The organism is Lentzea nigeriaca (assembly GCF_016907955.1).
GTDB classification, from domain to species: Bacteria; Actinomycetota; Actinomycetes; order Mycobacteriales; family Pseudonocardiaceae; genus Lentzea; species Lentzea nigeriaca.
The window spans coordinates 1,249,146-1,272,013 of the sequence record NZ_JAFBCX010000001.1 but is presented as its reverse complement, the minus strand read 5'-3'; the positions used below and the strand labels follow the sequence as shown (position 1 = coordinate 1,272,013).

The 22,868-nt window shown below is 68.1% G+C and carries 17 protein-coding genes; 10 read left to right on the top strand and 7 right to left on the bottom strand.

Features of this window, described 5'->3' with window-relative positions:
* Positions 1 to 180: 180 nt before the first annotated feature.
* From JOD27_RS05110 to JOD27_RS05080, 7 genes are read left to right on the top strand one after another with little or no spacing between them, the layout of a single operon-like run.
* On the top strand, positions 181 to 2,478 hold the full coding sequence (locus tag JOD27_RS05110; RefSeq protein ID WP_204760878.1) for a GtrA family protein: 2,298 nt from the start codon (positions 181 to 183) through the stop codon (positions 2,476 to 2,478).
* A 23-nt stretch (positions 2,479 to 2,501) separates the two neighbouring features.
* Positions 2,502 to 4,007: an ArnT family glycosyltransferase gene (locus JOD27_RS05105; protein ID WP_204760877.1), complete on the top strand. Its 1,506-nt coding sequence runs from the start codon at positions 2,502 to 2,504 to the stop codon at positions 4,005 to 4,007.
* Positions 4,004 to 5,278, top strand: a complete 1,275-nt coding sequence (locus JOD27_RS05100; protein ID WP_204760876.1) for an alkaline phosphatase family protein — start codon at positions 4,004 to 4,006, stop codon at positions 5,276 to 5,278. Before JOD27_RS05105 ends, JOD27_RS05100 begins: the two co-directional genes overlap by 4 nt.
* Positions 5,275 to 6,264, top strand: coding sequence for a carboxypeptidase-like regulatory domain-containing protein (locus tag JOD27_RS05095; protein WP_204760875.1), 990 nt, complete (start codon positions 5,275 to 5,277; stop codon positions 6,262 to 6,264). The genes JOD27_RS05100 and JOD27_RS05095 overlap by 4 nt, the downstream gene beginning before the upstream one ends.
* Positions 6,264 to 8,315 carry a metallophosphoesterase gene (locus JOD27_RS05090; RefSeq protein ID WP_204760874.1) on the top strand — a complete coding sequence of 684 codons (2,052 nt, stop codon included), beginning with the start codon at positions 6,264 to 6,266 and terminating at the stop codon, positions 8,313 to 8,315. Before JOD27_RS05095 ends, JOD27_RS05090 begins: the two co-directional genes overlap by 1 nt.
* On the top strand, positions 8,312 to 8,764 hold the full coding sequence (locus tag JOD27_RS05085) for a hypothetical protein (protein ID WP_204760873.1): 453 nt from the start codon (positions 8,312 to 8,314) through the stop codon (positions 8,762 to 8,764). Before JOD27_RS05090 ends, JOD27_RS05085 begins: the two co-directional genes overlap by 4 nt.
* A gap of 5 nt (positions 8,765 to 8,769) precedes the next feature.
* Positions 8,770 to 10,641, top strand: coding sequence for a CBM96 family carbohydrate-binding protein (locus JOD27_RS05080; protein WP_204760872.1), 1,872 nt, complete (start codon positions 8,770 to 8,772; stop codon positions 10,639 to 10,641).
* 89 nt (positions 10,642 to 10,730) lie between these two features.
* On the opposite strand, the gene JOD27_RS05075 is transcribed toward JOD27_RS05080, so the two are convergent.
* Positions 10,731 to 11,546, bottom strand: coding sequence for an MmyB family transcriptional regulator (locus JOD27_RS05075; protein ID WP_204760871.1), 816 nt, complete (start codon positions 11,544 to 11,546; stop codon positions 10,731 to 10,733).
* Between the two features lie 107 nt (positions 11,547 to 11,653).
* On the opposite strand from JOD27_RS05075, the gene JOD27_RS05070 reads away from it, so the two are divergent.
* The gene (locus JOD27_RS05070; RefSeq protein ID WP_204760870.1) at positions 11,654 to 11,878 is read left to right on the top strand and encodes a tautomerase family protein; all 225 of its coding nucleotides are present in this window, start codon (positions 11,654 to 11,656) and stop codon (positions 11,876 to 11,878) included.
* Between the two features lie 58 nt (positions 11,879 to 11,936).
* On the opposite strand, the gene JOD27_RS05065 is transcribed toward JOD27_RS05070, so the two are convergent.
* Positions 11,937 to 13,097: a beta-ketoacyl synthase N-terminal-like domain-containing protein gene (locus JOD27_RS05065; protein ID WP_204760869.1), complete on the bottom strand. Its 1,161-nt coding sequence runs from the start codon at positions 13,095 to 13,097 to the stop codon at positions 11,937 to 11,939.
* Positions 13,098 to 13,301: 204 nt separating this feature from the next.
* Here JOD27_RS05065 and JOD27_RS05060 point away from each other — a divergent pair, with 204 nt between their 5' ends.
* Complete coding sequence (locus tag JOD27_RS05060) at positions 13,302 to 16,061, top strand: sensor domain-containing protein (protein WP_204760868.1); 2,760 nt, start codon at positions 13,302 to 13,304, stop codon at positions 16,059 to 16,061.
* Positions 16,062 to 16,303: 242 nt separating this feature from the next.
* Here the strand turns inward: JOD27_RS05060 and JOD27_RS05055 are convergent, their stop codons facing one another.
* Complete coding sequence (locus tag JOD27_RS05055; RefSeq protein WP_307829900.1) at positions 16,304 to 17,275, bottom strand: S1 family peptidase; 972 nt, start codon at positions 17,273 to 17,275, stop codon at positions 16,304 to 16,306.
* Positions 17,276 to 17,732: 457 nt separating this feature from the next.
* Between JOD27_RS05055 and JOD27_RS05050 the strand changes: the two genes are divergently transcribed.
* Positions 17,733 to 18,614: a CPBP family intramembrane glutamic endopeptidase gene (locus JOD27_RS05050; protein WP_204760867.1), complete on the top strand. Its 882-nt coding sequence runs from the start codon at positions 17,733 to 17,735 to the stop codon at positions 18,612 to 18,614.
* Between the two features lie 54 nt (positions 18,615 to 18,668).
* On the opposite strand, the gene JOD27_RS05045 is transcribed toward JOD27_RS05050, so the two are convergent.
* The 4 genes from JOD27_RS05045 to JOD27_RS05030 are packed head-to-tail and all read right to left on the bottom strand — an operon-like array spanning position 18,669 to position 22,771.
* On the bottom strand, positions 18,669 to 19,496 hold the full coding sequence (locus JOD27_RS05045; RefSeq protein ID WP_204760866.1) for a carbohydrate ABC transporter permease: 828 nt from the start codon (positions 19,494 to 19,496) through the stop codon (positions 18,669 to 18,671).
* Between the two features lie 9 nt (positions 19,497 to 19,505).
* A complete protein-coding gene (locus JOD27_RS05040; RefSeq protein WP_204760865.1) occupies positions 19,506 to 20,465 on the bottom strand; it encodes a carbohydrate ABC transporter permease in 960 nt (319 codons plus the stop codon).
* Between the two features lies 1 nt (position 20,466).
* Positions 20,467 to 21,720, bottom strand: a complete 1,254-nt coding sequence (locus JOD27_RS05035) for an ABC transporter substrate-binding protein (RefSeq protein ID WP_204760864.1) — start codon at positions 21,718 to 21,720, stop codon at positions 20,467 to 20,469.
* A gap of 43 nt (positions 21,721 to 21,763) precedes the next feature.
* Entirely contained in the window at positions 21,764 to 22,771 is a 1,008-nt protein-coding gene (locus tag JOD27_RS05030; protein ID WP_307829899.1) for a carbohydrate kinase family protein, read from the bottom strand.
* Between the last annotated feature and the right edge of the window lie 97 nt (positions 22,772 to 22,868).

Genomic DNA, 22,868 nt, shown 5'->3' with positions numbered 1-22,868 from the left:
TGGAAGTCGGTGTTGGGTATGTGTTCATCAAATCGGCGCGGACGCCGAGAGTGTTACGCCGCAGCCAGAACACCCGCCCCATAGCCAAAATTGGCGATGCGGCGAGGCCTTTGAGGATCGCACGCTACGCCCGGCGGTTCACCGTCTGTTCATCACGTGGCCGGGATTGCGAGGCTGGCTATGAACCAGGAAGTCGATGTCAGTGTCGTGATTCCGGCGCGGAACGCGCCCCAGAAGGTCAGCGAGGTGCTGACGCGTCTGGGCCACTCCATCGGAACGTCCACTGTGGAGATCGTGTTCGCCGTCGACGGGGACGACAGCACAACCGCCGTCCGCACCTCTGCCGAGGACGCCCCGTTCCCGGTCCATCTGGTACAGACCCCGCCGGGCGAGCGTTACGGTCGTCCCTTCGCCGCCGTGCTCGCCGGAATGCGCGCGGCACAGGGTCGGTGGATCGTCGTCATGGACGGCGACCTGCGGCACCCGCCCGAGCTGGCGGTACCGCTCGCCGAGGTCGGCCGGTCGAGAGACGTCGACCTCGTGATCGCCACCCGCGCACCGGTGCACAACATCAAGAACGCCCTCGCCAAGGCGGTGTTCCCTCGCAGGCTCGCCCAGCCGACTGACCCGACCAGCGGGTTCTTCGCGGTTCGTCGCGACGCCGTCAGCCTGGACCGCCTCCGGCCCGGCGGATTCCGCGTGCTCATGGAGTTGCTGGTCCGTCACCCGCGGTTGCGCATGGCGGAGGTGCCGTACCACCCCCAGGCCCGCGAAGAGGGTGCCCGCACAGGCACCCTCCGCCGTGGCTTCGCCTTCGCCTGGCACATGGCACGCTTGCGGTGGTCGTTGCTCATGCAGCAGACGGCCCGTTCGGCGATGACCTCACCGGCCGCATGGGTCATGCGCGCCGTCGCGTTCGGACTCATCGGACTTTCCGGGCTCGTAGTGAACACCGCCGTGCTGTGGCTGCTGCACCTCGAACTGCAGCAGATGCACTACCTGATCGCCGCGGTGCTGGCGACCGAGGCGTCCACGTCCTGGCTCTTCGCGCTCACGGAACTCCTGTTGTACCGCACCGGCAAACCAGGTACCGCCCGGTCACGCGGTGTGAGGTTCTTCCTGCTCAACCACCTGGCATTGCTGCTGCGGCTGCCACTGCTCGCCCTTCTGGTCGACGGCGTGGGAATCAACGTGCTCGTGGCCAACGCGTTCACCCTAGGACTGCTGTTCCTGGTGCGTTTCGTCGTGGCGGACTCGGCGATCTACGGTCGCGGCGAGCCCGCGGACTCGGTCGAACGGCCCCGCGAGCCCATGCGCGTCGTCGTCAACATCCCGTACGAGCCCGTGGTCCCTCTCCAGCGGCAGAACAGCCACCACCACAGTCCGCCACCGACCCGCTACCTGCCGTTCCGCTACGCCATCCCCGGCATCGTCACGATCGGCTCGCAGGTGCAACTGCCGGAGCTCGAGTACTTCCGGTCGCAATGGCTCGGCCACGACACGGAGATCCAGATCCGGGTCGGGACGGTCGGCGACCGCAGACCGCTGTCCCGCGCGGTGTTCACGCACCTCACCACACCACCGGCCATCGGCTACCGCGAACACCTCGGCAGGCTCGGCGCGAACTTCCGGGTCGGGCTCGGCGACCCCATCACCGTGGTCGTCTCCCACGCCCTCGCCCACTCGCCGCACGTCGTCTACACCAACATCCTCGAGGCGTTGCTGCGGTTCGTCGCCGTGTCACGCGGGGTCATGCTGCTGCACTCGGCCTGCGTCGAGCTGGACGGGGTGGGCGTCCTCATCTCGGCCAGGACCGACACCGGCAAGACGGGCACGGTGCTGCGGCTCGTCCGTGAGCACAACGCCAAGTTCCTGTCCGACGACATGACGATCCTCTATCCGGACGGGCGGGTCGGTTGCTTCCCCAAGCCGCTGACGATCAGTCACCACACGTTGCGCGCAGTGCAGTCACACGAGCTCAGCCCGAAGGAGTGGCGCAGGCTGCGGCTGCAGAGCAGGCTGCATTCCAAGGAGGGCAGGCAGTTCGCGCTCGTGCTGAGCCAGCTCAACCTGCCGATCATGGGCGTGAACGCGTTCACCCAGCGGATGGTGCCACCGCCCAAGTACACGGTCGACCGGCTGCTGCCGTGCGAGATCATCCCGGAGACCAAGGTGAGCGAGCTCTTCGTCATCGAACGCGGTGAGTTCGGGACGGGTGCGCTGGCCGAGGCCGAGGCGATGGCGACGCTGCTCGCCAACACCGAGGACGCCTACCAGTTCCCGCCGTTCCGGCAGCTCGCGCCGTCGATCGTCGTCGGTGAGGACGACCACGCGGCATTGCGGCGCAAGGAGAGGTTGATCCTCGAATCCGCGATCGGGAGGCTGCGTGCCCGCTGGCTGTCCACCCCGGACTTCACCTGGGCGGACCTGATCCCGGAACTCGTCGGCGCCGAGGCCTCGGCCGGGGGCTGGGTATGACTCGGTTCGGGTCCAGGTCCCCGGTGGCCGTCGAAGAGGACTCGACGGCCACCGTTGCCGTGCCGAGGAAGCAGTTCCGGCCGGGCCCGATCCTGGTCATGATCGTGATCCTGGCCGTCGCCACCGGCTTGAGAGTGTGGGCGCTCGGGGCGATCGGCCTCAACAGCGACGAGGCGGTCTACGCGGGGCAGGCCGCGAGCCTCGCGGGCGACGACACCCTGTCGTCGTTGTTCCCGATCTTCCGCGCGCACCCGCTGCTGTTCCAGACCGTGCTGTCGGTGGGATTCCTCGGCGGTGTGTCCGATGTGGGCGCACGACTGCTGTCCGTCGGGTTCGGACTCGGCACGATCATCGTGGTGTACCTGCTCGGATTCCGTCTGTACGGCCGGAAAGCGGGCCTCGTCGCCGCCTCGATCCTCGCCGTGATGCCCTACCACGTGATCGTGACACGCCAGGTTCTGCTCGACGGGCCGCTGACGTTCTTCGCCGTGCTCACGTTCTACTGCGTCGCGCGGTTCTGCCTCGAACGCAGCGCGCGATGGCTCTACTCGGCCGCCGCCGTGCTCGGCCTCGCCGTGCTGACCAAGGAGATCGCGGTCATCCTGCTGCTCGCGGTGGTGGCGTTCTTCCTGCTGCGTCACGACGTTCGGGTGTCGGCTCGCCAGATACTCGTCGGCGCCGGCATCACGCTCGTCATCGCGGCGGCGTATCCGGTGTCGCTGCTGTTCTCCGGACGCATCGGCACGGGCCAGAACTACCTGCTGTGGCAACTGTTCCGGCGCCCCAACCACAGCCTCGCATTCTACGGCGTGGAGATGCCGGCCGCTGTCGGACCGGCTGTCCTGGTGCTCGCCGTCGGCGGACTCTGGTTCCTGCGACGGCAGCACAGCTGGCGCGAGACGCTGCTGTTGTGCTGGGTTCTCCTGCCGTTGGGGTTCTTCGAAGTGTGGCCGGTGAAGGGGTACCAGTACCTGCTCCCCGCCGCGCCGGCACTCGTGTTGCTCGCCGCACGTGCCATCACCCGGACCTCCTTCTCGTGGCGGCACCTGCGCACGGCACTGATCGCGGTCGTCCTGCTGAGCCTGGCCGTGCCGAGCTGGCTCGCCGTCAACCCGGCACCCTCGGCGACCTACCTCGCGGGGTCGGGCGGAGTGCCGGCCGGACGCGAGGCCGGCCGGTGGATCAAGGACAACCTCCCGCTCGGCGGTAACGTGATGACGCTCGGGCCGACGATGGCGAACCTGGTCCGGTTCTACGGCAACCGCAAGGCGTATGCGTTGTCGGTCAGCACAAACCCGTTGCGACGCAACCCTTCCTACGAACCGATCGACAATCCCGACCGTCAGCTGCGGGAGGGCGGCTTCTCCTACGTGGTGTGGGACGCGTACTCCGCGAGCCGCACGCCCTTCTTCTCCGAGCAGCTCATGGGCTACGTCGAGAAGTACCACGGCATCGCGCTGCACACCGAGACACTCAACATCAGCGGCGTCAGCACGCCGGTGATCATCGTTTACGAGGTACGGCCATGATCCGTTGTCTGCTGGTCGCCGGGCTGCTGGTGCTGGGGCAGCCAGGTACGGCTGTGGCCGGGCAACAGACCACCACACCGATCGAGCACTTCGTCGTGATGATGCAGTCGAACCACTCGTTCGACAGCTACTTCGGCACCTATCCCGGCGCGGACGGCATCCCCGCGGACGTCTGCATGCCGCACAGCACCGACAACCTGAGCGCCGACCGGTGCGTGAAACCGTTCCGGCTCGGCGACCAGTCACCGTCCGATCTCGACCACCGGCCCGCGACGCAGCGCGCACAGTACAACGACGGCAAGATGAACGGCTTCGTCGAGGCGTTCCGCAAGAACGGTCGCGACGGCACGAACACGATGGGCTACTACGACGGCGCCGACCTGCCGTACTACTGGAACATCGCGGACAGGTTCACCCTCTTCGACAAGTTCTTCAGCTCGGCGCTGACCGGCAGCAGGCTCAACCACTTCTACTGGGTGGCGGGCGTGCCGACGCCCACGGGCGGCGAGGAGGTTCCGCCAGGCGGCTACGGCGACATCCCGACGATCTTCGATCGACTGCGGGAACGGGGACTGCCGTGGAAGTTCTACGTGGAGCACTACGACCCGAAGGGTGCCGGAGAGGCGACCAAGGTGCCCCTGCTGAACTTCCAGCGCTTCAGGAACGATCCCGAGCTGGCGAGCAGGATCGTCGACCTGAGCGAGTACGACCGCGACCTCAGCGCGGGCACGCTGCCCGCTGTCGCGTACGTCGTGACGTCCGGGTCGAGCGAGAATCCGCCGAGCCGCATCCAGGCGGGTCAGAGCCTGGTGCGGAACATGACGTCCGAGCTGGCACGCAGTCGTTACTGGTCGAACTCGGCGTTCCTGCTCACCTATGACGGCTGGGGCGGCTTCTACGATCACGTGGCGCCACCCAAAGTCGACGAGCACGGCTACGGGTTCCGCGTTCCCGCGCTGCTGATGAGCGCCTACTCGCGGCGTGGCCACGTCGACCACACCCAGGTCGACTACACGTCCGTGCTGAAGTTCGTCGAGGACAACTGGAAACTCGCTCCGCTGGGATCCCGTGACGCCGCGTCGGCGAACCTGTTCAGCGCCTTCGACTTCACCTCACCACCCCGCCCACCGGAACTCCTCGACATCACCCGGCAGCCCGTCGTGTCCACCGGCAGGGCCTGGCTCGTCGTCTACCTCTCCTACGCCTTCGCCCTGCTGGCGGCCGCCACGTGCGTCGTCGTCCCGATCGCGGTCAGGAGGCGGAACCGATGAGAGCCCTTCCCGCCGTGCTGATCGTGCTCGCGATGATGCTGCCGGTACCCGCCTGGGCAGCACCGACCGAGCGGACGTTGGAGATCAGCACGGTGCCGCCGATGCCGGCCGCGCGGTTCGTGCTGGACGGTCAGCAGGTCGTACCCGACGCGAGGGGAGCGGTGCGGCTCACGTTGCCACGCAACAGCGACGCGCACCGTCTGGAGCTCGCCACGCCGAAGCTCGACCTGGCCGACGGGTCCATCGACTTCGTGCGCTGGTTCGGGCAGGGCGAACGCGACCTGGGATTCACCCCGGTGCTGACCGACCTGGAGATGAAGCACAACCGGCGGTTGCAGGTCGCGTTCCAGTCGACCCGGCGGGTGCGGTACGACTTCGTCGACCAGGCCCACAACCCGGTCTCGCCGTCGCGTGTCAGCGCCCTCACCCTGCGCAGCGACTCGGGTCAGATCCAGACGCTGCGCGGGGTGCAGGAGGTGCCGCTGACGGCGATCCGGCCGGTGCAGGAAGGTGCGACCGCTGTCGGCAAGGAGGTCAGGTACTACCTGCAGAGCGTCGAGATCGACGGCGCGAACGTGGTCAACGCGGGCGAACAGCGAATCGTGCCCGCACGCGCGACATCGGTGACGTTCGTCGTGTTGCTGCGTTCGGTCCGGTTCCAGGTCAGCGACCTGTTGTTCGGCAGCGCCATGAACGCCGAGGTGGCGTTGACCTACCCGGACGGCCGGACCGAGAACCTGGCGGTGGGTCAGGACGGCACGGTGGCCGTGGACAACCTGGCCCGCGGGAACTACACCGTCGCGGTCTCGGCGGCAGGGTATGCGCGCTCGCAGCAGCTCGCGTTGTCCCGCGGCCAGCGGGTCGACCTGCGCGTGCTGTCCTATGTGGACACAGCGGTCATCGTCGCGCTGGCCGTGCTCATCTTCGCCGGCCTCTTCCTGATGGGCAGGCGGCGGATGCGCTCACACCGGGACGAGGCGCGGTGATGCGACTGTTCGCCGTCATCCTCGCGGTTCTCCTCCTGACACCGGTTTCCGCCGTTGCGCAACCGGCGCAACCGACGTTCGCCTACTACTACATCTGGTACGACAAGACTTCCTGGGACCGTGCGAAGTCGGACTATCCCGCGCTCGGTCGCTACTCCAGTGACGACTCGCGCATCATGCGCGAGCACATCCGCGAGGCCAAGGACGCGGGCATCACGGGCTTCATCGTGAGCTGGAAGTCCAGCCCCGCCAACGACCGCAGGCTGCAGACCCTGGTCAGCGTGGCGCGTGCGGCGGACTTCCGGCTCGCCATCATCTACGAGGCTCTGGACTTCCAGCGCAACCCGCTCACGATCGGCCACGTCGCCGACGACCTCCGGCTGTTCCGCGACCGCTACGGCACCGACCCTGTGTTCTCGATGTTCGGCAAACCGGTCGTGATCTGGTCGGGCAGCTGGATGTTCTCGGCCGACGACATCGCCCGCGCGAGCGCACCGGTGCGTGACAAGCTGCTGGTGCTCGGTTCCGAGAGGAGCGTCGAGGGCTACGAACGCATCGCGAACGCCGTCGACGGCGACGCCTACTACTGGTCGTCCATGGACCCGCAGCGCGACACGGGCGCCGCGGCGAAGCTCGCGGCGATGAGCGACGCCGTGCACAGGCACCACGGTCTGTGGTTCGCTCCGTTCGCGCCTGGTTTCGACGCCAGGATGATCGGGGGAACCCGCGTGGTGGACCGGCGTGACGGGGACACGTTGCGCTACGAGTACGACATCGCGGTGAAGTCGTCCCCCGACGCGCTCAGTCTGATCAGCTGGAACGAGTTCAGCGAGAACTCCCATGTCGAGCCGAGTGTCAACCACGGCGACCGGTACCTCGCGATGCTGCGCCACCTCACCTCGACTCCCGTGCAGGAGCTCGGTCCGCTCGCCGACGACTCGAGCTCCGCCGAATCCGTGGCCGGCACGTCCGGCACACTCGTCGTCGGCGGCGGACTGCTCGGCCTGACGGTGCTGCTGCTCCTGCGTCGGCGCAGACACGTCGCGATAGTGGCGTTGAGCGGCATGCTGACCGCCTCGTGCATGGTCGGCGTACTCTCGGCGGACTCTCCCCGCGCCTCCGAGTCATCCGCAGTCCGCGACAACGCCCCACCGGGGCAACAGACCCAGTACTACCTCGGCGCGAAACCGGTGCGGTCCGCCGCGTCGATCACGATCGCGACGGCAGGCGACATCGCGTGCCCGCCCGACCCCGAGGGGCTCAGCGACGAGGAAGCCGACCAGGCGCGGCCGTGCCAGGAGAAGACCACCGCGGATCTCGTCGACGCGATGCGGCCGGACGCAGTTCTTCCCCTGGGAGACAACCAGTATCCGAACGGGAGCCTCGCGCGCTACCAGCAGGGGTACGAGAAGACATGGGGCCGTTTCAAGGACATCTCGTACCCCGTTGTCGGCAACCACGAGTACGGCACGTCCGGCGCCAAGGGGTACTTCGACTACTTCGGCGCGGCGGCGGGTGACCGTGAGGCCGGCTACTACAGCTACGACCTCGGCGACTGGCACATGATCGCGCTCAATTCGGAGTGCGAGCGGATCGGCGGCTGTAGCGGCGGCTCACCACAGGAGCAGTGGCTGCGCGCGGACCTCGCAGCCCATCCCGCGAAGTGCACCCTGGCGTACTTCCACCAGCCGCGGTGGTCGTCCGGCACACATGGCAACAACCCGAACTACGACGCTTTCTGGCGCGCCATGTACGACGCGGGGGTCGATGTCGTGCTGGCGGGCCATGACCACGACTACGAGCGATTCGCACCGCTGCGGCCGGACGGGTCCATCGACGCGACCGGCGGCATCCGCCAGTTCGTCGTCGGAACAGGCGGCGACAGCCACTACCGGATCCGGACTGTCGTGCCAGGCAGCGAGAGCCGGATCGAGGGTGTGTACGGCGTGCTCGGCATGACGTTGCGTCCGGACGGGTACGACTGGCGATTCGCCGCGGAGCCCGGTGTGCAGACAGGCGACTCCGGCACAGGAAGGTGTTCGGTGAAATGAGTATTCGCACAGCGGTCACGATCACTGCCGTCGCTGTCCTGGGCTGCGGATCGGCCGCTTCGGCCCTGCCGCGGCCGCCGGCACCGACCGTGGCGCGCCAGCAGGTCAGTCCTGGCGAGAACCCGGCGGTGCAGCGGTGGTTCAAGAGCCGGGAGAAGCTGCAGATCGAGCTGAACGACGCGCTGCAGGCGGCACGGAGCCTCACAGCTCCGTCCTCCGCCGTGTGTGCCCGTCTCACGGTCGCCACATTCCGGTTCGGGCTCGGATCCACCGTGCCGGAGGTGAAGCTCCAGCCGTACGTGTACGCGGGCCTACCCGAGTTCATGCAGGCGGCCCAGGCGTGTACGGCCGGTGATCTCGCGACGATGCGGCAACGGATGGACGAGGGTGCGGCATCGCGTTCCACCGCATTGGACCACATCGACGAGATCCTGGACAACGAGGAGTGACGGCCATGAGACGACTTCCGCTGATGGCCGTGCCGGTCCTCGGGCTCGCGATGCTCGCGACACCCGTGGCTGCCGCGAGCACGACGCTTCAACCGGTCGCCGACTCCTACGTCCAGGCGGACCAGCCTTCGGTGAACTTCGGTACAGCGACAGGTATTCGTGTCGACGGATCACCGGTCACGAACGGCTACCTGCGCTTCGACGTCGCCGGTCTCACCGCCGCGCCGAGCAAAGCGACCGTGCGGGTGTGGGTCAACGCGACCGGTAGTTCCACCGCGGTCACGCTGTCAGCGGTCACCGACAACACGTGGACCGAGACGGGCATCAACTACAACAACGCACCCGCGATCGGTGCCTCCCTCGGCTCGAACGCGGTCACCGTGGGCACCTGGCTCTCCTACGACGTCACCTCCAGAATCACCGCGAACGGGTCGTACTCGTTCGCGCTGACCACGGCCAGCAGTTCATCGCGGACCTTCGACAGCCGCGAGGGAACCAACAAACCCCAGCTGGTGCTCGAGGACGCGGGGACACCTCCGCCGCCACCACCTCCGGCTGGGCCTGCCGACACCTACGTGCAGGCCGATCAGCCGAGCACGAACTTCGGCACGTCGACCACGTTGCGCGTCGACGGATCCCCCGTGACCAACGCCTACCTGAGGTTCAACGTCACCGGTCTCACCGCACCGCCCGCCAAGGCGACACTGCGGGTGTTCAGCCAGACTTCCGGTTCCACGCCGGTGCTGCTGTCCGCGGTCGCCGACACCACCTGGTCCGAAACCGGTGTCACATACAACAACGCGCCGCCCATCGGCGCCCAGCTCGGCTCGTCCGGGGCGCTGACCGCGGGCACGTGGGTCTCCTACGACGTCACGTCCAAGGTCACCGCCAACGGCCTGTACTCGTTCGCGCTGACCACGGCCAGCACCTCGTCACGGACGTTCGACAGTCGGGAGGGCACGAACAAGCCGGAGATCGTGTTCGAGGCGGCGCCGCCTCCGCCACCACCGGGCTCGCCGGTCGTCGTCGCAGCCGGTGACGCCGCCTGCGCACCCGACGACCCGAACTTCAACGGGGGCAACGGAACCGCGACCGCGTGCCGCATGAAGGCCGTCTCCGACATCGCGCTGGGCATCGCGCCGACAGCGGTGTTCATGCTCGGCGACGAGCAGTACAACAGCGGATCGCTGGCGAACTTCAACGCCAGCTACGACCCGTCGTGGGGACGTCTGAAGACGATCACGCGCCCGGTCATCGGCAACCACGAGTACGGCACGAGCGGCGCAAGCGGGTACTTCACGTACTTCGGCAACGCCGCCACACCGCTGCAACCGGGTTGCACGAAGAACTGCAACGGCTGGTACAGCTTCAACATCGGCGAGTGGCACGTCGTCGTGCTCAACTCCGAGTGCACCCGCATCAGCGGCGGCACCGGCTGCGCTGTCGGCTCACCCCAGCAGCAGTGGCTCGCGGCCGACCTGGCGGCGAACCCGAAGCTGTGCACCGCGGCGATGTTCCACAGACCGCGCTGGAGCTCGAACAGCTTCGCCTTCCCGGACACCGCGCCGTTGATCGACACGATGTACGCGGCAGGTGTCGACCTTCTGCTGACCGGGCACTCGCACAGCTACGAACGGTTCGCGCCGCAGAACCCATCCGGCGCGCTGGACAACGCGAACGGCATCCAGGAGATCATCGTGGGCACCGCCGGATCGTTCTTCACCGGTTTCGGCACCATCGAGCCCAACAGCCAGGCGCACAAGAGCAACATCTTCGGCGTCATGAAGCTGACCATGCGCCCCACCGGCTACGACTGGGCGTTCGTGGCCGATCCCACCACCCCGTTCACCGATTCGGGATCAAGGACCTGCCACTGACAGCCCTGCCAGGTGTCGTCGCCGTGAGGCGCATCGGCCCACGCTCGTTGCCGGTCCAGCGGCAACAGGCCCTGGTTCCGGTTCGCTCGTTACTCCACGAGTTCCTGCACGCCGATCACCCCGAGCAGTTCCAGTTGCGCCACCGCCGGACTTCCCGGCGGTGGTGTGAAGAACTGCAGCCGCTGTCGTCCGTCCTCGCTGAACAGGTTCTGGCAGTGGACGTCCACGACGCCCAGATCCGGGTGGACGATGCGCTTGTGCTCGCCGCGCCGCACCGCCACGTCGCCGGTGTCCCACAAGGCCGCGAACTCCTCGCTGGCCTCGCGCAGTCGTCTGATCATCTTGGTGGACGACTCGTCGTGGCCGCGCCTCGCCACGGCCGCGCGGAGGTCGGACACGAGCACCTTCGAGTGGTGCGGGTGGTCTTCCACCGGATAGATCGCGCGGGTGTCCGGCTCCTCGAACCACCGCGGCAGAAAGCTTCCCGGACTCGGCGAGCCCAGCAGCGCGGTGCAGAGCCGGTTCTGCGCCAGGGTCTCGTGCAGGTCGGTGATGATGCGCGCCGGTGTGCCACCGAGCCTGTCGAGCAACGCCAGCATGGCCGGTGAGACGTGTGCGGCGACGTTGTGCGCGTACCTGCCGGCCAGGTGGAACAGGTGCTCCCGTTCGTCTGCGTCGAGTCGCAGCGCCCTGGCCAGCGCGGCCAGCATCTGCTCCGACGGCTGGGCGCCGCGGCCGCGTTCCAGCTCGATGTAGTAGTCGACGGAGGCACCGGCCAGGTGCGCGACCTCGTGCCTGCGCAGGCCCGGCACCCGCCGCCGTGGCCCGGCGACCAGCCCGACCTCCGCGGGCGTGATGCGGGCGCGGCGCGACTGCAGGAACAGACCCAGTTCGGCGAGGTTCACCCCGTCAGTCTCGCCGAGCCCGTCGCCGCCAGCGAGGGGGCCACAACCCCTGGATGCCCCCGGACTGCTCCGTCAGGGTTGAGGTCACCGACAACAGAGGAGCAGCAATGCCGTTCGCCAACCTGAAGGTCCCCGCCGGAACGCTCACCTCCGAGCAGAAGGAAACGCTGATCGGCAAGGTCACCGACCTCTACGCCGCCACGTTCGGCGAGGCCGTGCGGGACAACACGATGGTCCTCGTCGACGAGGTGGTCGACGGCGGCTGGGGCCTTCGCGGCGAGGTCCTCACCCTCGCCAAGATCGCCGCGCAGTCGCAGCCACAGGCGCGCTGACGACCGTGCCGCGGTGACAGGTGGCCCGATCTGGCCGACCGAGCCAGATCGGGAGCCATCACGCGGGCGGCGCCAGCACGACCGCGGAGTTGTGGCCGCCCATGCCGAGTGACGACTTGACCGTGAGACCGGCGCTGAGCGGTGTGAGCCCGTCCAGCAGTCGCGGGTGTCCTGGTGCGACCACCCGTGGCGCCGAAATCACCCCGCTGTCGTACGCCATCGCGGTCACCGCGACCTCGATCGACGACGCCGCGCCCTGGCAGTGGCCCGTCAGCGGTTTCACCGAGTAGATCTCGGTTTCCGGGGCGAACAGCTGTTCCAGCACGGCCGCCTCGGCGGCGTCGCACTGCGCGGTACCGGGCCCGTGCGCGTTGAGGTAGCGCACGTCGGCCGCGCTCACCGACGCGTTGTCCAACGCGTCGGTGAAGCACGCGATGACCTGGTCGAGCCGTGGATCGATCGACGTCACGTGGTACGCGTCGTGCGACATCGCACCACCGAGCGTGAGCGCGTACGGACGAGTCGCACGGCGCGAAAGGACGAACGCCACCGACGCCTCGCCCATCACGAAACCCCTGCTGCCCTGCTGGAACGGACGGCACGCATCGAGCGGCTCGGCGTCCACGATCGCCACCCCGAGCCGGACGAAGTGGGAAACGTTCTCCGGAGTGAGCGAAAGATCCGTCGCGACGAACACGACGTCGTCGACGATTCCCGCGTCCAGCCATGCTTTCGCGGTGATCAGGCCGGCGTTGCCCGACGCGCACATCGCCGAGACGTTCATGGCCGGGCCGTGGAAACCGTATTCCTGCATGAACGTCGACATGGGTGTGGACGGCATCAACGCCAGGTAGTCGCGCACCGGCAGCTTGCCACCGCGTGTGGCGTAGAAGTCGCGCCACAGGTCCACCTCGCCCAGCACGACCGCGTGCAACAGGCCTACCCGCCGGCCGGGACTCCAGCCTCGTGCACCCGCGTCCTCGATGGCCTCTCTCGCGGCGGCGCGCATCGCCCGCGCGAACCTGCTCGGTCCGTCGGCCGGATCACCGCCCTCCCCGACCCGCGCCGCCCAGACCGTGTCGCCGGGGAAACGGCCCAGTTCAGGAATGACGGCAGCGGCAGGCTTCCCGCTCGTCAGTCCCTCCCAGAGCGACCGACGGCTCCACCCGTATGCGCTGACCACGCCGATTCCGCAGATACCCACACCTCGCGCGACCATATCCAGCTCCCCCCACACCGAGGGTCGACACCTCACTTCCAGGGTAACTGCGGCGACGACCTCGCACGGAGGAATTCATTTGTCCACAATGGACGTTGATAGCGAACCCTGACAGTCCGGCCGAGCAGACGACCGGATATAACGGCACACCGTGTTTACGCCAGACGGATGCGCCTCTGGTCAAGTGTGTAGTAGGACTTCACGATGGTCACGCCACCGCGCATCCGGGACGACGTCGGATCTGGGAGCCAAGACGTGAGCGGCCTGATCGGTGATGCCGGGTTCGACCACGAGCTGCTGGTCGAGCTCTCGCTCTCGGTCGGCACCGCCGTCGTGTGGTGGCTGGACCTCGTCGCGGAGGAGTTCGGGTGGATGCCGGGCCTCGACGTGGTGATCGGTGTTCCCGGCGCGGACACCCAGACCGTGCGCGCAAGACTGGCCGAGCTGGTCGCACCGCTCGCCGTGGCCGCGAAGGCGGCGCCGGCGTGGCAGGACTTCGAGCTGGAGCAGCCCCTCGAGTCCAAGACCGGCCCGCGCTGGCTCCAGTTCCGCGCCCGTGTCTCCACCCACGGTTCCGCACGGGCCCTGGTCGGTGTCGTCGCCGACGTGACCCGGCGGCACGCCCAGCAACGGGAACTGGCGGATCTCGCCGACCGCTACCGGCTCCTGGTGGACCTCTCCCCCGACGCGATCGTGGTACACGAAGCGGGCCGGCTCGTGTACGCGAACCCGGCGGCGGTCCGGTTCGTGCGGGCGCGGTCCGACGCCGACATCCTCGGGCGGCCGATCACCGACTTCGTCCACCCCGACTCACAGCCGGAAATGCTGCGGCGGATCGCGAAGCTGATCGAGCCGGGCGCGACGAGCGAACCGGCAGACGCCGTTCTGGTCCGGTTCGACGGCGGCACCACCGACATCGAGTCGGTCTCGGTGCGCACGACATGGGAGGGCCGGCCGGCGTTCCAGGTGATCATGCGGGACGTCACCGAGCAGAAGGCGGCCGCGGCCGCGTTGCGCTACCAGGCCGCGCTCGCCGAGCACGTCAGCGACGCGCTCATCGCCACCACGTCCGACGGCGTCGTGACGAGCTGGAACCCCAGCGCGGAGAACGTCTACGGCCTGCGCGCGGCCGACGCGATCGGACAGCCCATCGGCCAGGTGATCGGTGCGCCGCTGGACCCGGCGGAGGTGCTGGAGGCCGGAGGTGTGGTCCACGCGGTGCACCGCAGATCCGACGGCGACACGCTGGCGGTGCGGGTGTCGGTCGCCCGGATGGACAGGGGGTACGTGCTGATCTGCGCGGACGAGACCGCCCGCAGGCGCGCCGAGCACCACTTCACGGCGGTGGTCGCCGCCATCGGGGAGGGTGTGCTCGTCGTCGGCGCCACGGGACTCATCGAGTCCGTGAACCCCGCGGCCGAGCGAATCCTCGGCATCCGCGCGCAGGAGGTGATCGGCAAAGCGGCGTCGTTGACCGAGCTGCACGACGAGGCCGGCCAGCCGATCCCGCCCGAGCTCTTCCCCTCGGCCATCACCCGGACGACCGGCGGAGCGCAGCACGGGCGGATCCTCCGCGCACGACGGCCGGACGGCACGCACGTCTGGTTGTCTCTGAGCGCCCGCGCACTCACCCAGGACGGAGTTCTGCCGTCAGCGACGGTCGTTTCCTTCACCGATATCACCGAACGCCGCATGATCGACAGCAGGCTGGAGCACGATGCGACGCACGACGCGTTGACCGGTCTGTGCAACCGCGCGGTGACCATCGACCGGCTCAGTCCTGCCGCGCGGGCACACCGGTCGGGGCTGACCGCCGCGCTGTTCATCGACCTCGACAAGTTCAAGGTCATCAACGACTCCCTCGGCCACAGCACCGGTGACGAGGTGCTGCGGGTCGTCGGCACGAGGCTGAGCCGAAGTTCTCGCCGCGGCGACGTCGTGGGCAGGCTCGGCGGCGATGAGTTCGCCGTCATCGCTTTCGGCGTGACCGGCCCGGACGAGGCGACCGCCCTCGCGAACCACATCCGCGCCGAGCTCAACCGGCCGATCTCGGTGGAGGGACGGCAGCTGCACGTCGACGCGAGCATTGGCATCGTGATCGCGGAACCCGGCGACTCCCGCAACGGTTCCGACCTGCTCCGCGACGCCGACCTCGCGATGTACCAGGCGAAGACCAGGGGCCGGGGCCGCATCGCGTTCTTCGACGTCGAACTGCGCGAAAGCATCCAGCGCCGCCTGCAGCTGGAGCAGGACCTGCGCATGGCACCGCTGGGTGACGAGCTCTGGCTCGCCTACCAGCCGATCGTCGATCTCCGCACGGACCGGCGCACGGCCGTCGAGGGGCTGCTGCGCTGGACGCACCCGTGCTACGGACTCATCTCCCCCTGCGAGTTCATCCCGCTCGCCGAGGAGAGCGACCTGATCAACATCATCGGCGCCCACATGTTGCACACCGCAACCCGCGAGATCGCCGTGGGAGCGCCCGGCCTCCAGCTGTACGTGAACCTCTCCGCTCGCCAGCTGGACGACCCGTGGCTCACGTCCACGATCCGGCACGCCACCCACAAGGCGGGGCTGGACCCCAGCTCGCTGTGCCTCGAGATCACCGAAAGCGCCCTCACCCGCGACCCGGCGCAGGCCGCCCGCACCCTCGCGGCGTTACGCGACCTGGGCGTACGGCTCGCGATCGACGACTTCGGCACCGGCTACTCCTCCCTCGCCCAGCTGCTCACCCTGCCGCTGGACACGCTCAAGATCGACCGCTCCTTCACGGCGGGGCTGGGCCGTTCGGACGAGGCGGAAGCGATCGTCACGAGCATCATCGCCATGGCCCACGCCGTCGACCTGACCGTGATCGCCGAGGGAGTGGAGGAGGTGGAACAGCTGGAGATCCTGCGGACGCTCGGGTGCGACCAGGCGCAGGGATTCCACCTGGGGAGGCCCGCGCCGCTGGTCGAGCTGTGAAGACCCACCGCCCGCTGTGAGGTGAGGCGAGAGAGCCGCCGGTGATCCGGCGGCTCTCTCGTCGTGCTAGTGGAGCGTCGCGGCTTAGTTGTGTGGTCCGCGATCTTGAGTTGGTTGTAGTTGCGAGCCGAGGCAAACGTTTGCTGATCACGCCACCTACAGCCAACTCACGATCACATCGCCGACACGCCGCGCGACACGCGGACGACCGGCCCATACCAAAGGTTAGAGGCGACGGTCTACTAGTAGACCCAGACGCCGTAGTTGTACATCGCCTCGACGACGGGCTGGAAGAACGTCTGGCCGCCGGTCCTGCAGTCGCCGCTGCCGCCGGAAGTGAGGCCCAGCGCGGTGTTGCCCGCGAACAACGAGCCACCGCTGTCACCGGGCTCGGCGCAGACCGTGGTCGCGATCATGCCGTACACCGAACCTTCCTGGTAGTTCACGGTCACGTTCAGGCCGGTCACCACACCGCCGTGCCTGCCGGTGGTGCTGCCACTGCGTTCCACGGCCTGGCCCACGTACGGATCGGCCGCGGCGTTGATGTCCCGCACGGTCCCGTCGTACAGGTACACGCCGCCCGGCCGGTCCCAGCCGTCGGCGTAACGGATGATCCCGTAGTCGTTGCCGGGGAACGAACTTCCCGCGCGCCAGCCGAGAAACCGGCCGTCCGATCCTGTCCAGTCCGGCCCGGTGTTGGTGCAGTGACCGGCCGTGAGCGCGTAGGCGGTGCCGTCGGCCGACGCCACGTTGAACCCGAGCGAACAACGCCACGGACCGTTGTAGATGGCATTGCCGCCCGCGATGAACGGCCGCATGACGCCGGGCTCCGACTCGAGCCGCGCCTTGTCCCCGAGCGCGGCGACGGCGGCTCGCAGCTGGTCGAGTTTCGCGCCCGTCACGGTGCTGTCGGCCGTGACGCGCACCTGGTTGGTGACCGGGTCCACACCCCACGCCGTGCCCGGGATGGTGGCCGAGCGGCGCAGCTCGTCGGTCGCGGCTCGCAGCGTGGCACCGCTGTGCCTGACGATCTTCGCCGTGCCGCCGGCGGCGCGTACCCGCTGCGCTTCTGCTTTCGTGGTCACGTTGACCACCATCGCCCCGGTGCTCCGGTCCAAATAGGACTCGGCGTCCGATGGCTGCGCTCGCGCGGCCGGTGCCGCCAGCGCGGCGCTGACGACGACTCCCACCACGATCGCGCGTTTGATCTTCACAACTGCCTCCCCGATGCAGGGGACACACCGAGCCGGCGTGTCCAGGGATGGCCTGGCTCGGCAGGGAACCGATGCAGGGATCTCCGATCGTTGTGCGCGCTCTCACGGGCTGTCAATGACACGTTTCAATTCGTGTATGAACCTGACCTGTCTTGTCAATTGAGGACAACGCCGGGACAGAAATTGAACGTTTCAAGGCTGAGGCGGCGACGTCCGCGCCGCCTTGGTTGCACCTCACGGGGCTGATCGAGGTCTGCGACCACAAGGTCAGCGCGCCGAAGTACACGTAGCCGCTCGCACGCAGCCACAGGTTCGCCTTCGTGTCCCGGAGTTGGGGCCTGTGACGCGGTCGGCCACGCCGTCGACGACTTGGCGACACGTTTCCACATGATCGAGTACCCTCTCTTTTTGATACGGTTGAGTGAAATAAATCTTGGGGGGCGAGGGAAACATGGTCATGAGCCAGCCGGGTGCACGAGTCACCTGGCCAGGGGCCGTCGGGCGAGCGGTGGCGGGCACCTGCGTGATGGCGGTGGCACTCGGAATCGCAGGCGCGGTGGGACAGGCGGTGCGCGGCGGAACGGCGCCGAGCTACCTCCCGCGAGCCCTGACCGCGGTGCTTTGCTTCGCACTTGCGGTGTCGTTGATCCTGTGGCTCCGGCTGCGGGTGGACCGCCTGCCGCTGTCCGGTCTCGGGCTCGCCCGCGGTGTGACGGCCTTGCGGACGTTCACGCTCGGCGTCGTGATCACCGGCGGCTCGGCGGCCGCCGTGCTCGGCGCCTGCACGTGGGCGGGCTGGCTTACCTGGGGACAGCTCGATCTGCCACGACTGCTGGAGTTCCTCGTCGTGAACGCACTGATCGCGGTCACCTTGGAGGCGTTCCCGGAGGAGCTGGTCTTCCGCGGCTACGTCTACGACGCACTCAGCCGGGGATGCCGCCGATGGGTGGCGGTCGTCGTCACGGTCCTGCTGTTCACCTTTGCCGGGGCCGGGTCGTCCGTTGTGCACTGGGGAGTGGGCACGCTGCTGGGCGAGGCGGTCCCGCTGCCCGGTTTCGCACCGGCGGGTGAGGATCCCGTCGCGTACGCGATCCTCTACCCGATCTTCGGTGTGGCGCTGCTGGCAGCGCGGATCACCACCGGTTCACTGTGGACCTCCGTCGGCCTGCATCTGACCTACCTGACCGTCGTTCGTGCCACCATCGACGGCGCGTCCCGCAACGCCGGCTGGTCGGCGACACCCGTTGTCCCGGAGGCTCTGCTGCTGGTGCCGTCGTTCCTGGTGCTCGCCACGGCGGTGTTCGCCCTCATCAGCCGGCTTCGCGGGCGAAGGACGTGACGGCTCAGGGCCCGAGAATCCGGACACGGCGCCGACGTACCGGGCGATCACGGGTCAGCCGCGGATCGCACCCTTGACCGCATCGGCGATGAACCCACGGGCGAACAGCAGGAACACGACCACCAGCGGCACCACGGCGAGCAGCGCGCCGGCCATGATCATGCTGTAGTCCTGGCCGTACGACCTGTTCAACTGCGACAACGCCACCTGCAACGTCAACCGGTCCGGGTCGACCAGCACGATGAGGGGCCAGACGTAGTCGTTCCAGGCCGCGATGAACGTGTAGATGCCGAGGAACGCGAGACCCGGCCGGATCGCGGGCAGCGCGACGTGCCAGTACTGCCGGAGGAATCCGCAGCCGTCGAGCCGGGCGGCGTCGAGCAGCTCGTCGGGTACCGCGCGGGAGATGTACTGGCGCATCCAGAAGATGCCGAACGCGTTGGCCGCGGCCGGGACGATCAGCGCCTGCAGCTGTCCCGCCCACCCGAGCTTCACCATGATGACGAACTGCGGGATGAGGGCGAGCTGGGCGGGCAGCATGAACATCCCGAGCAGCAGTCCGAAGAGGACTCGTCTGCCGGGGAAGTCGAACTTCGCGAAGGAGAACGCCGCGAGCGAGTCGAAGAACAGCACCAGGGCCGTGGTGGCGACCGCGACCACGGCGGTGTTGGCCATCGCCGCGAAGAACGGGATCTTCTCGAAGACGTGGACGATGTTCGTCGCCAGCTCGGAGCCGAAGGTCAGCTTCGGCGGGTACCGGTAGATGTCGCTGGTCGTGTTGGTCGCCATGACGACCATCCAGTAGAACGGGAAGATCGAGAAGACGACGCCCACGAGCAGGATCAGGTGGAGGGGGAGCCTGCGCAGAAAAGTGGTCCGCATGCGGTGTCCTCACTCGCTCGCGCGGCGTTGGACCAGCCGCCAGTTGATCACCGCGAACAGGACGATCACCAGGAAGACCGCCCACGCGATGGCGGCGCCGTAGCCGAAGTCCCTGTTGTCGAACGCCTGGTGGTAGAAGTAGAGGACCATGGTCAGCGCGCCCTGCCCCGGTCCGCCCGTGTTCGGGTTCAGCGTCGTGTTGCTGCCGAACAGGACCTGCGACTCGGTGAAGCTCTGCAACCCGTTCACGGTCGACACGATGACGGTGAACAGGATGATCGGGCGCAGCATCGGCACGGTGATGCGGAAGAACGTCTGCACCGGGCCCGCGCCGTCGACCTTCGCCGCCTCGTAGAGGTCGGAGGGGATCGCCTGCATGCCCGCGAGGTAGATGATCGCGTTGTAGCCGGTCCACTGCCACGTCATCACGGACGCGACCGCGATCTTCATCCCGAGCGGATCGGTGAGCCACTCGGCCGCGGGCAGGCCCACCGCCTGGAGGAAGGCGTTGACCAGACCGAAGTTCGTGCTGAACACCGCGCCGAAGAAGATCGCCACGGCGACCAGCGACGTGATGTTCGGGACGAAGTAGGCGATCCGGTAGACCGAGGTGAACCGCACGGCGGAGTTCAGCATCGCCGCGATCACCAGCGCGAGGCACAGCGTCGGCACGGTCGACATGAACCAGATGGCGAAGGTGTTGCGCAGCGCCAGCCAGAACGTGCTGTCCTCCACCAGGAACCGGAACTGGTCGAGTCCGACGAACTCCATCTCGCCGAGGCCGTTCCACCGGTGGAAGGCCAGGTACAGCGAGAACAGCACGGGGAACAACCCGAACACGCCGAAGATCACGAAGAACGGCGAGATCGCGAGGTACTGAGGCCAGTACGACCGCCGGCCCCGCCGCGTCCGGGGTGCGGCCGCCTTCACCGGAGTGGTCCGGTGCGCTTCGGCCACCGATGCGGCCAAGTCACTTCACCCCGAGACGTTGTCCGACCCGCTTGGCCTCGGCGACGGCGTCCGCCCACGCCGTGTTCGGGTCCTTGCCGCTCGCCTCGATGTTGCCCAGTTCGATGGCGAAGGGGGCCGAGACCGCCTGGTCGTTGGGGCTCTCGTACTGGACGGGGATCTTCTGCGCGGCCGGGCCCAGGACCTGGGTCGGGATCTGCCCGCCGAGGAATTCCGACGGCGAGGTCAGCGCGGGCATCGTGTACGTCGCGGGTGTCGAGGGGAACAGCGCGGAGTCGGTGAACCCCCTCGCCTGGTTCTCGGGGCTCAGGATCCAGCTGATGATCTTGAATGCCACGTCGGGCTTCTGGCACTCCTTCGGGATGGCGAGGAACGAGCCGCCGATGTTGGCCGTCCCGCCGGGCCCGGCGGCGACACCCCACTTGCCGGTGGTGTCCTTCGCGGCCGACTGGATGTCCACGGCGACCCAGGATGCGCCGGTGAGGCTGGCCAGCGTGCCGCCCGCCAGGCCGGCGTTCCAGTCCGGCGTGCCTGCCTTCGTCTTGGCGTTGATGCCGAGCTGGGTCGCGCGGACCGCCAGGTCCCACGCTTTGCGGATGTGGTCCTGATCGCCGATGAACCGCTCGTTCTCGTCGACGTAGCGGGCACCTGCCTGCCCGACCGCCACGTTGTAGACCGCCCAGGCCTCCGAGACGATGAACGTGTTCGGCACGGCCTTCTTGAGCTCGACCCCGGCGGCGAAGTAATCGTCCCAAGTGGACATCTGCGCGGCCACCTTGTCCGGCTCGGACGGCAGCCCGGCCTTCGCGAAGACGTCCCTGCGGTAGAAGTTCGCCGTCGGGCCGATGTCGATCGGGAACCCGATCAGCTTGCCGTCCTTGGTCATGCCCTTCTTCCACTTCCAGGGCAGGTACTGGTCCGCGAGTTTGTCCGCGCCCAGTTCGAGCAGGTTGTGGAACCGGTCCGCCTGCGGGGTGAAGGAGGCGAAGTCCTCACCCTTGATGCCGGTGATGTCGGGGATGAACGTGCCGCCGCTGGACATCGTGGTGACCAGCTTCTCCTTGAAGTTGCCGCCGATCTGCTGCGGCCGCAGCTCCACCTCGGTGAATCGGGTTACCGCCTCGTCGACGACCTTCTTGCTGAGCCCGTCCGCCCAGTACCACAGGTCCATGGCCTTGTCGCCGCCCGATCCGCCGGACGCCGAGGTCGAGCAGGCGGTCGTGCCGCCCATCGCCATGCCCGCCACGCCGAACATGCCGAGCCGTAACATTCGTCGCCGAGACAGTTCCATGGTGCTCCTACCCTTCAAAGGGTTCGTGAGGGATGACGCTGTCGAGGAAGGCGTAGTCGCGCCGCAGGTCGTGGTGCTCGCGTCCAGTTCGGACGGAGTGCCACCAGCGTGCGACACCAGCCCAGCCGGGCGCCGCGGGGGCGCCGCCGATCCGCCCCACCGACAGCGCCGCGGCGAGGTTGGCGAACCGGAGTCGTTGCACCAGCGGCCATCCGGCCAGGGTGGCGGTGACGAGGCTCGCGCCGAACACGTCGCCCGCTCCCGTGGTGTCGACGACGTCCAGGTCGAGTCCTGAAACCGAGGCGCTGTCGCCGGTGGTGGCGTCCACCGCGATGGCACCGTTGCTGCCGAGGGTGATGACGGCGAGCGGCACGAGGTCACCGAGCCGCGACAACGCGTCCTGTGGGCGGTTGGTGCGGGTGTAGCTCATGGCTTCGTCGGCGTTGGGCATGAACGCGTGGCACAGCGAGACCTGGCCCAGCACCGCGGGCGCCCACTCCTGCGACGGGTCCCAGCCGACGTCGGCGAAGACGAGACTGCCCCCGGCGAGCGACTTCTCGAGCCATCTGGCGGGCTCCGGTCCGATGTGGACGATCGCGGCGCGGCTGCGCGGCGGATCGCCGATCATCTCGTCGGCGCTGATCGGCGGCGGGGCGCCGTGGGTGACGAGCGCGCGGTCGCCGTTGTAGGCGAGCGACGCGGTCACCGGCATCGGCCAGCCGGGGAACCGCCTCGACCGCGAGAGGTCGACACCTTCCGACTCCTCCAGCGTCTGCCGGCACCGGTCACCGTGGAAGTCGCCACCGAAGGCCGCCGCCAGCGAGGTGCGCAGGCCGAACCGGCTCAGCGTCACGGCGAAGTTCGCGATGCCACCGGGACCAGAGCCGAAGCCGCGGGTCCACACCTCGGTGCCGGGAGCCGGCGGCTGGTCCAGGCCGGCGAAGACGACGTCGTAGAAGAGCAGACCGGAGAGGAACACGTCGAACTCCGGCTCTTCGATGGGCTGCTCTGCCACGCGCCAGTCCTCCCTGTTCCAGGGCCGGTTCCGCCAAAGTGTGCAAAATCGTGCGCTCGTTGAGCAGATTTGGCAATACCTGCGCAAGATCAGTTCA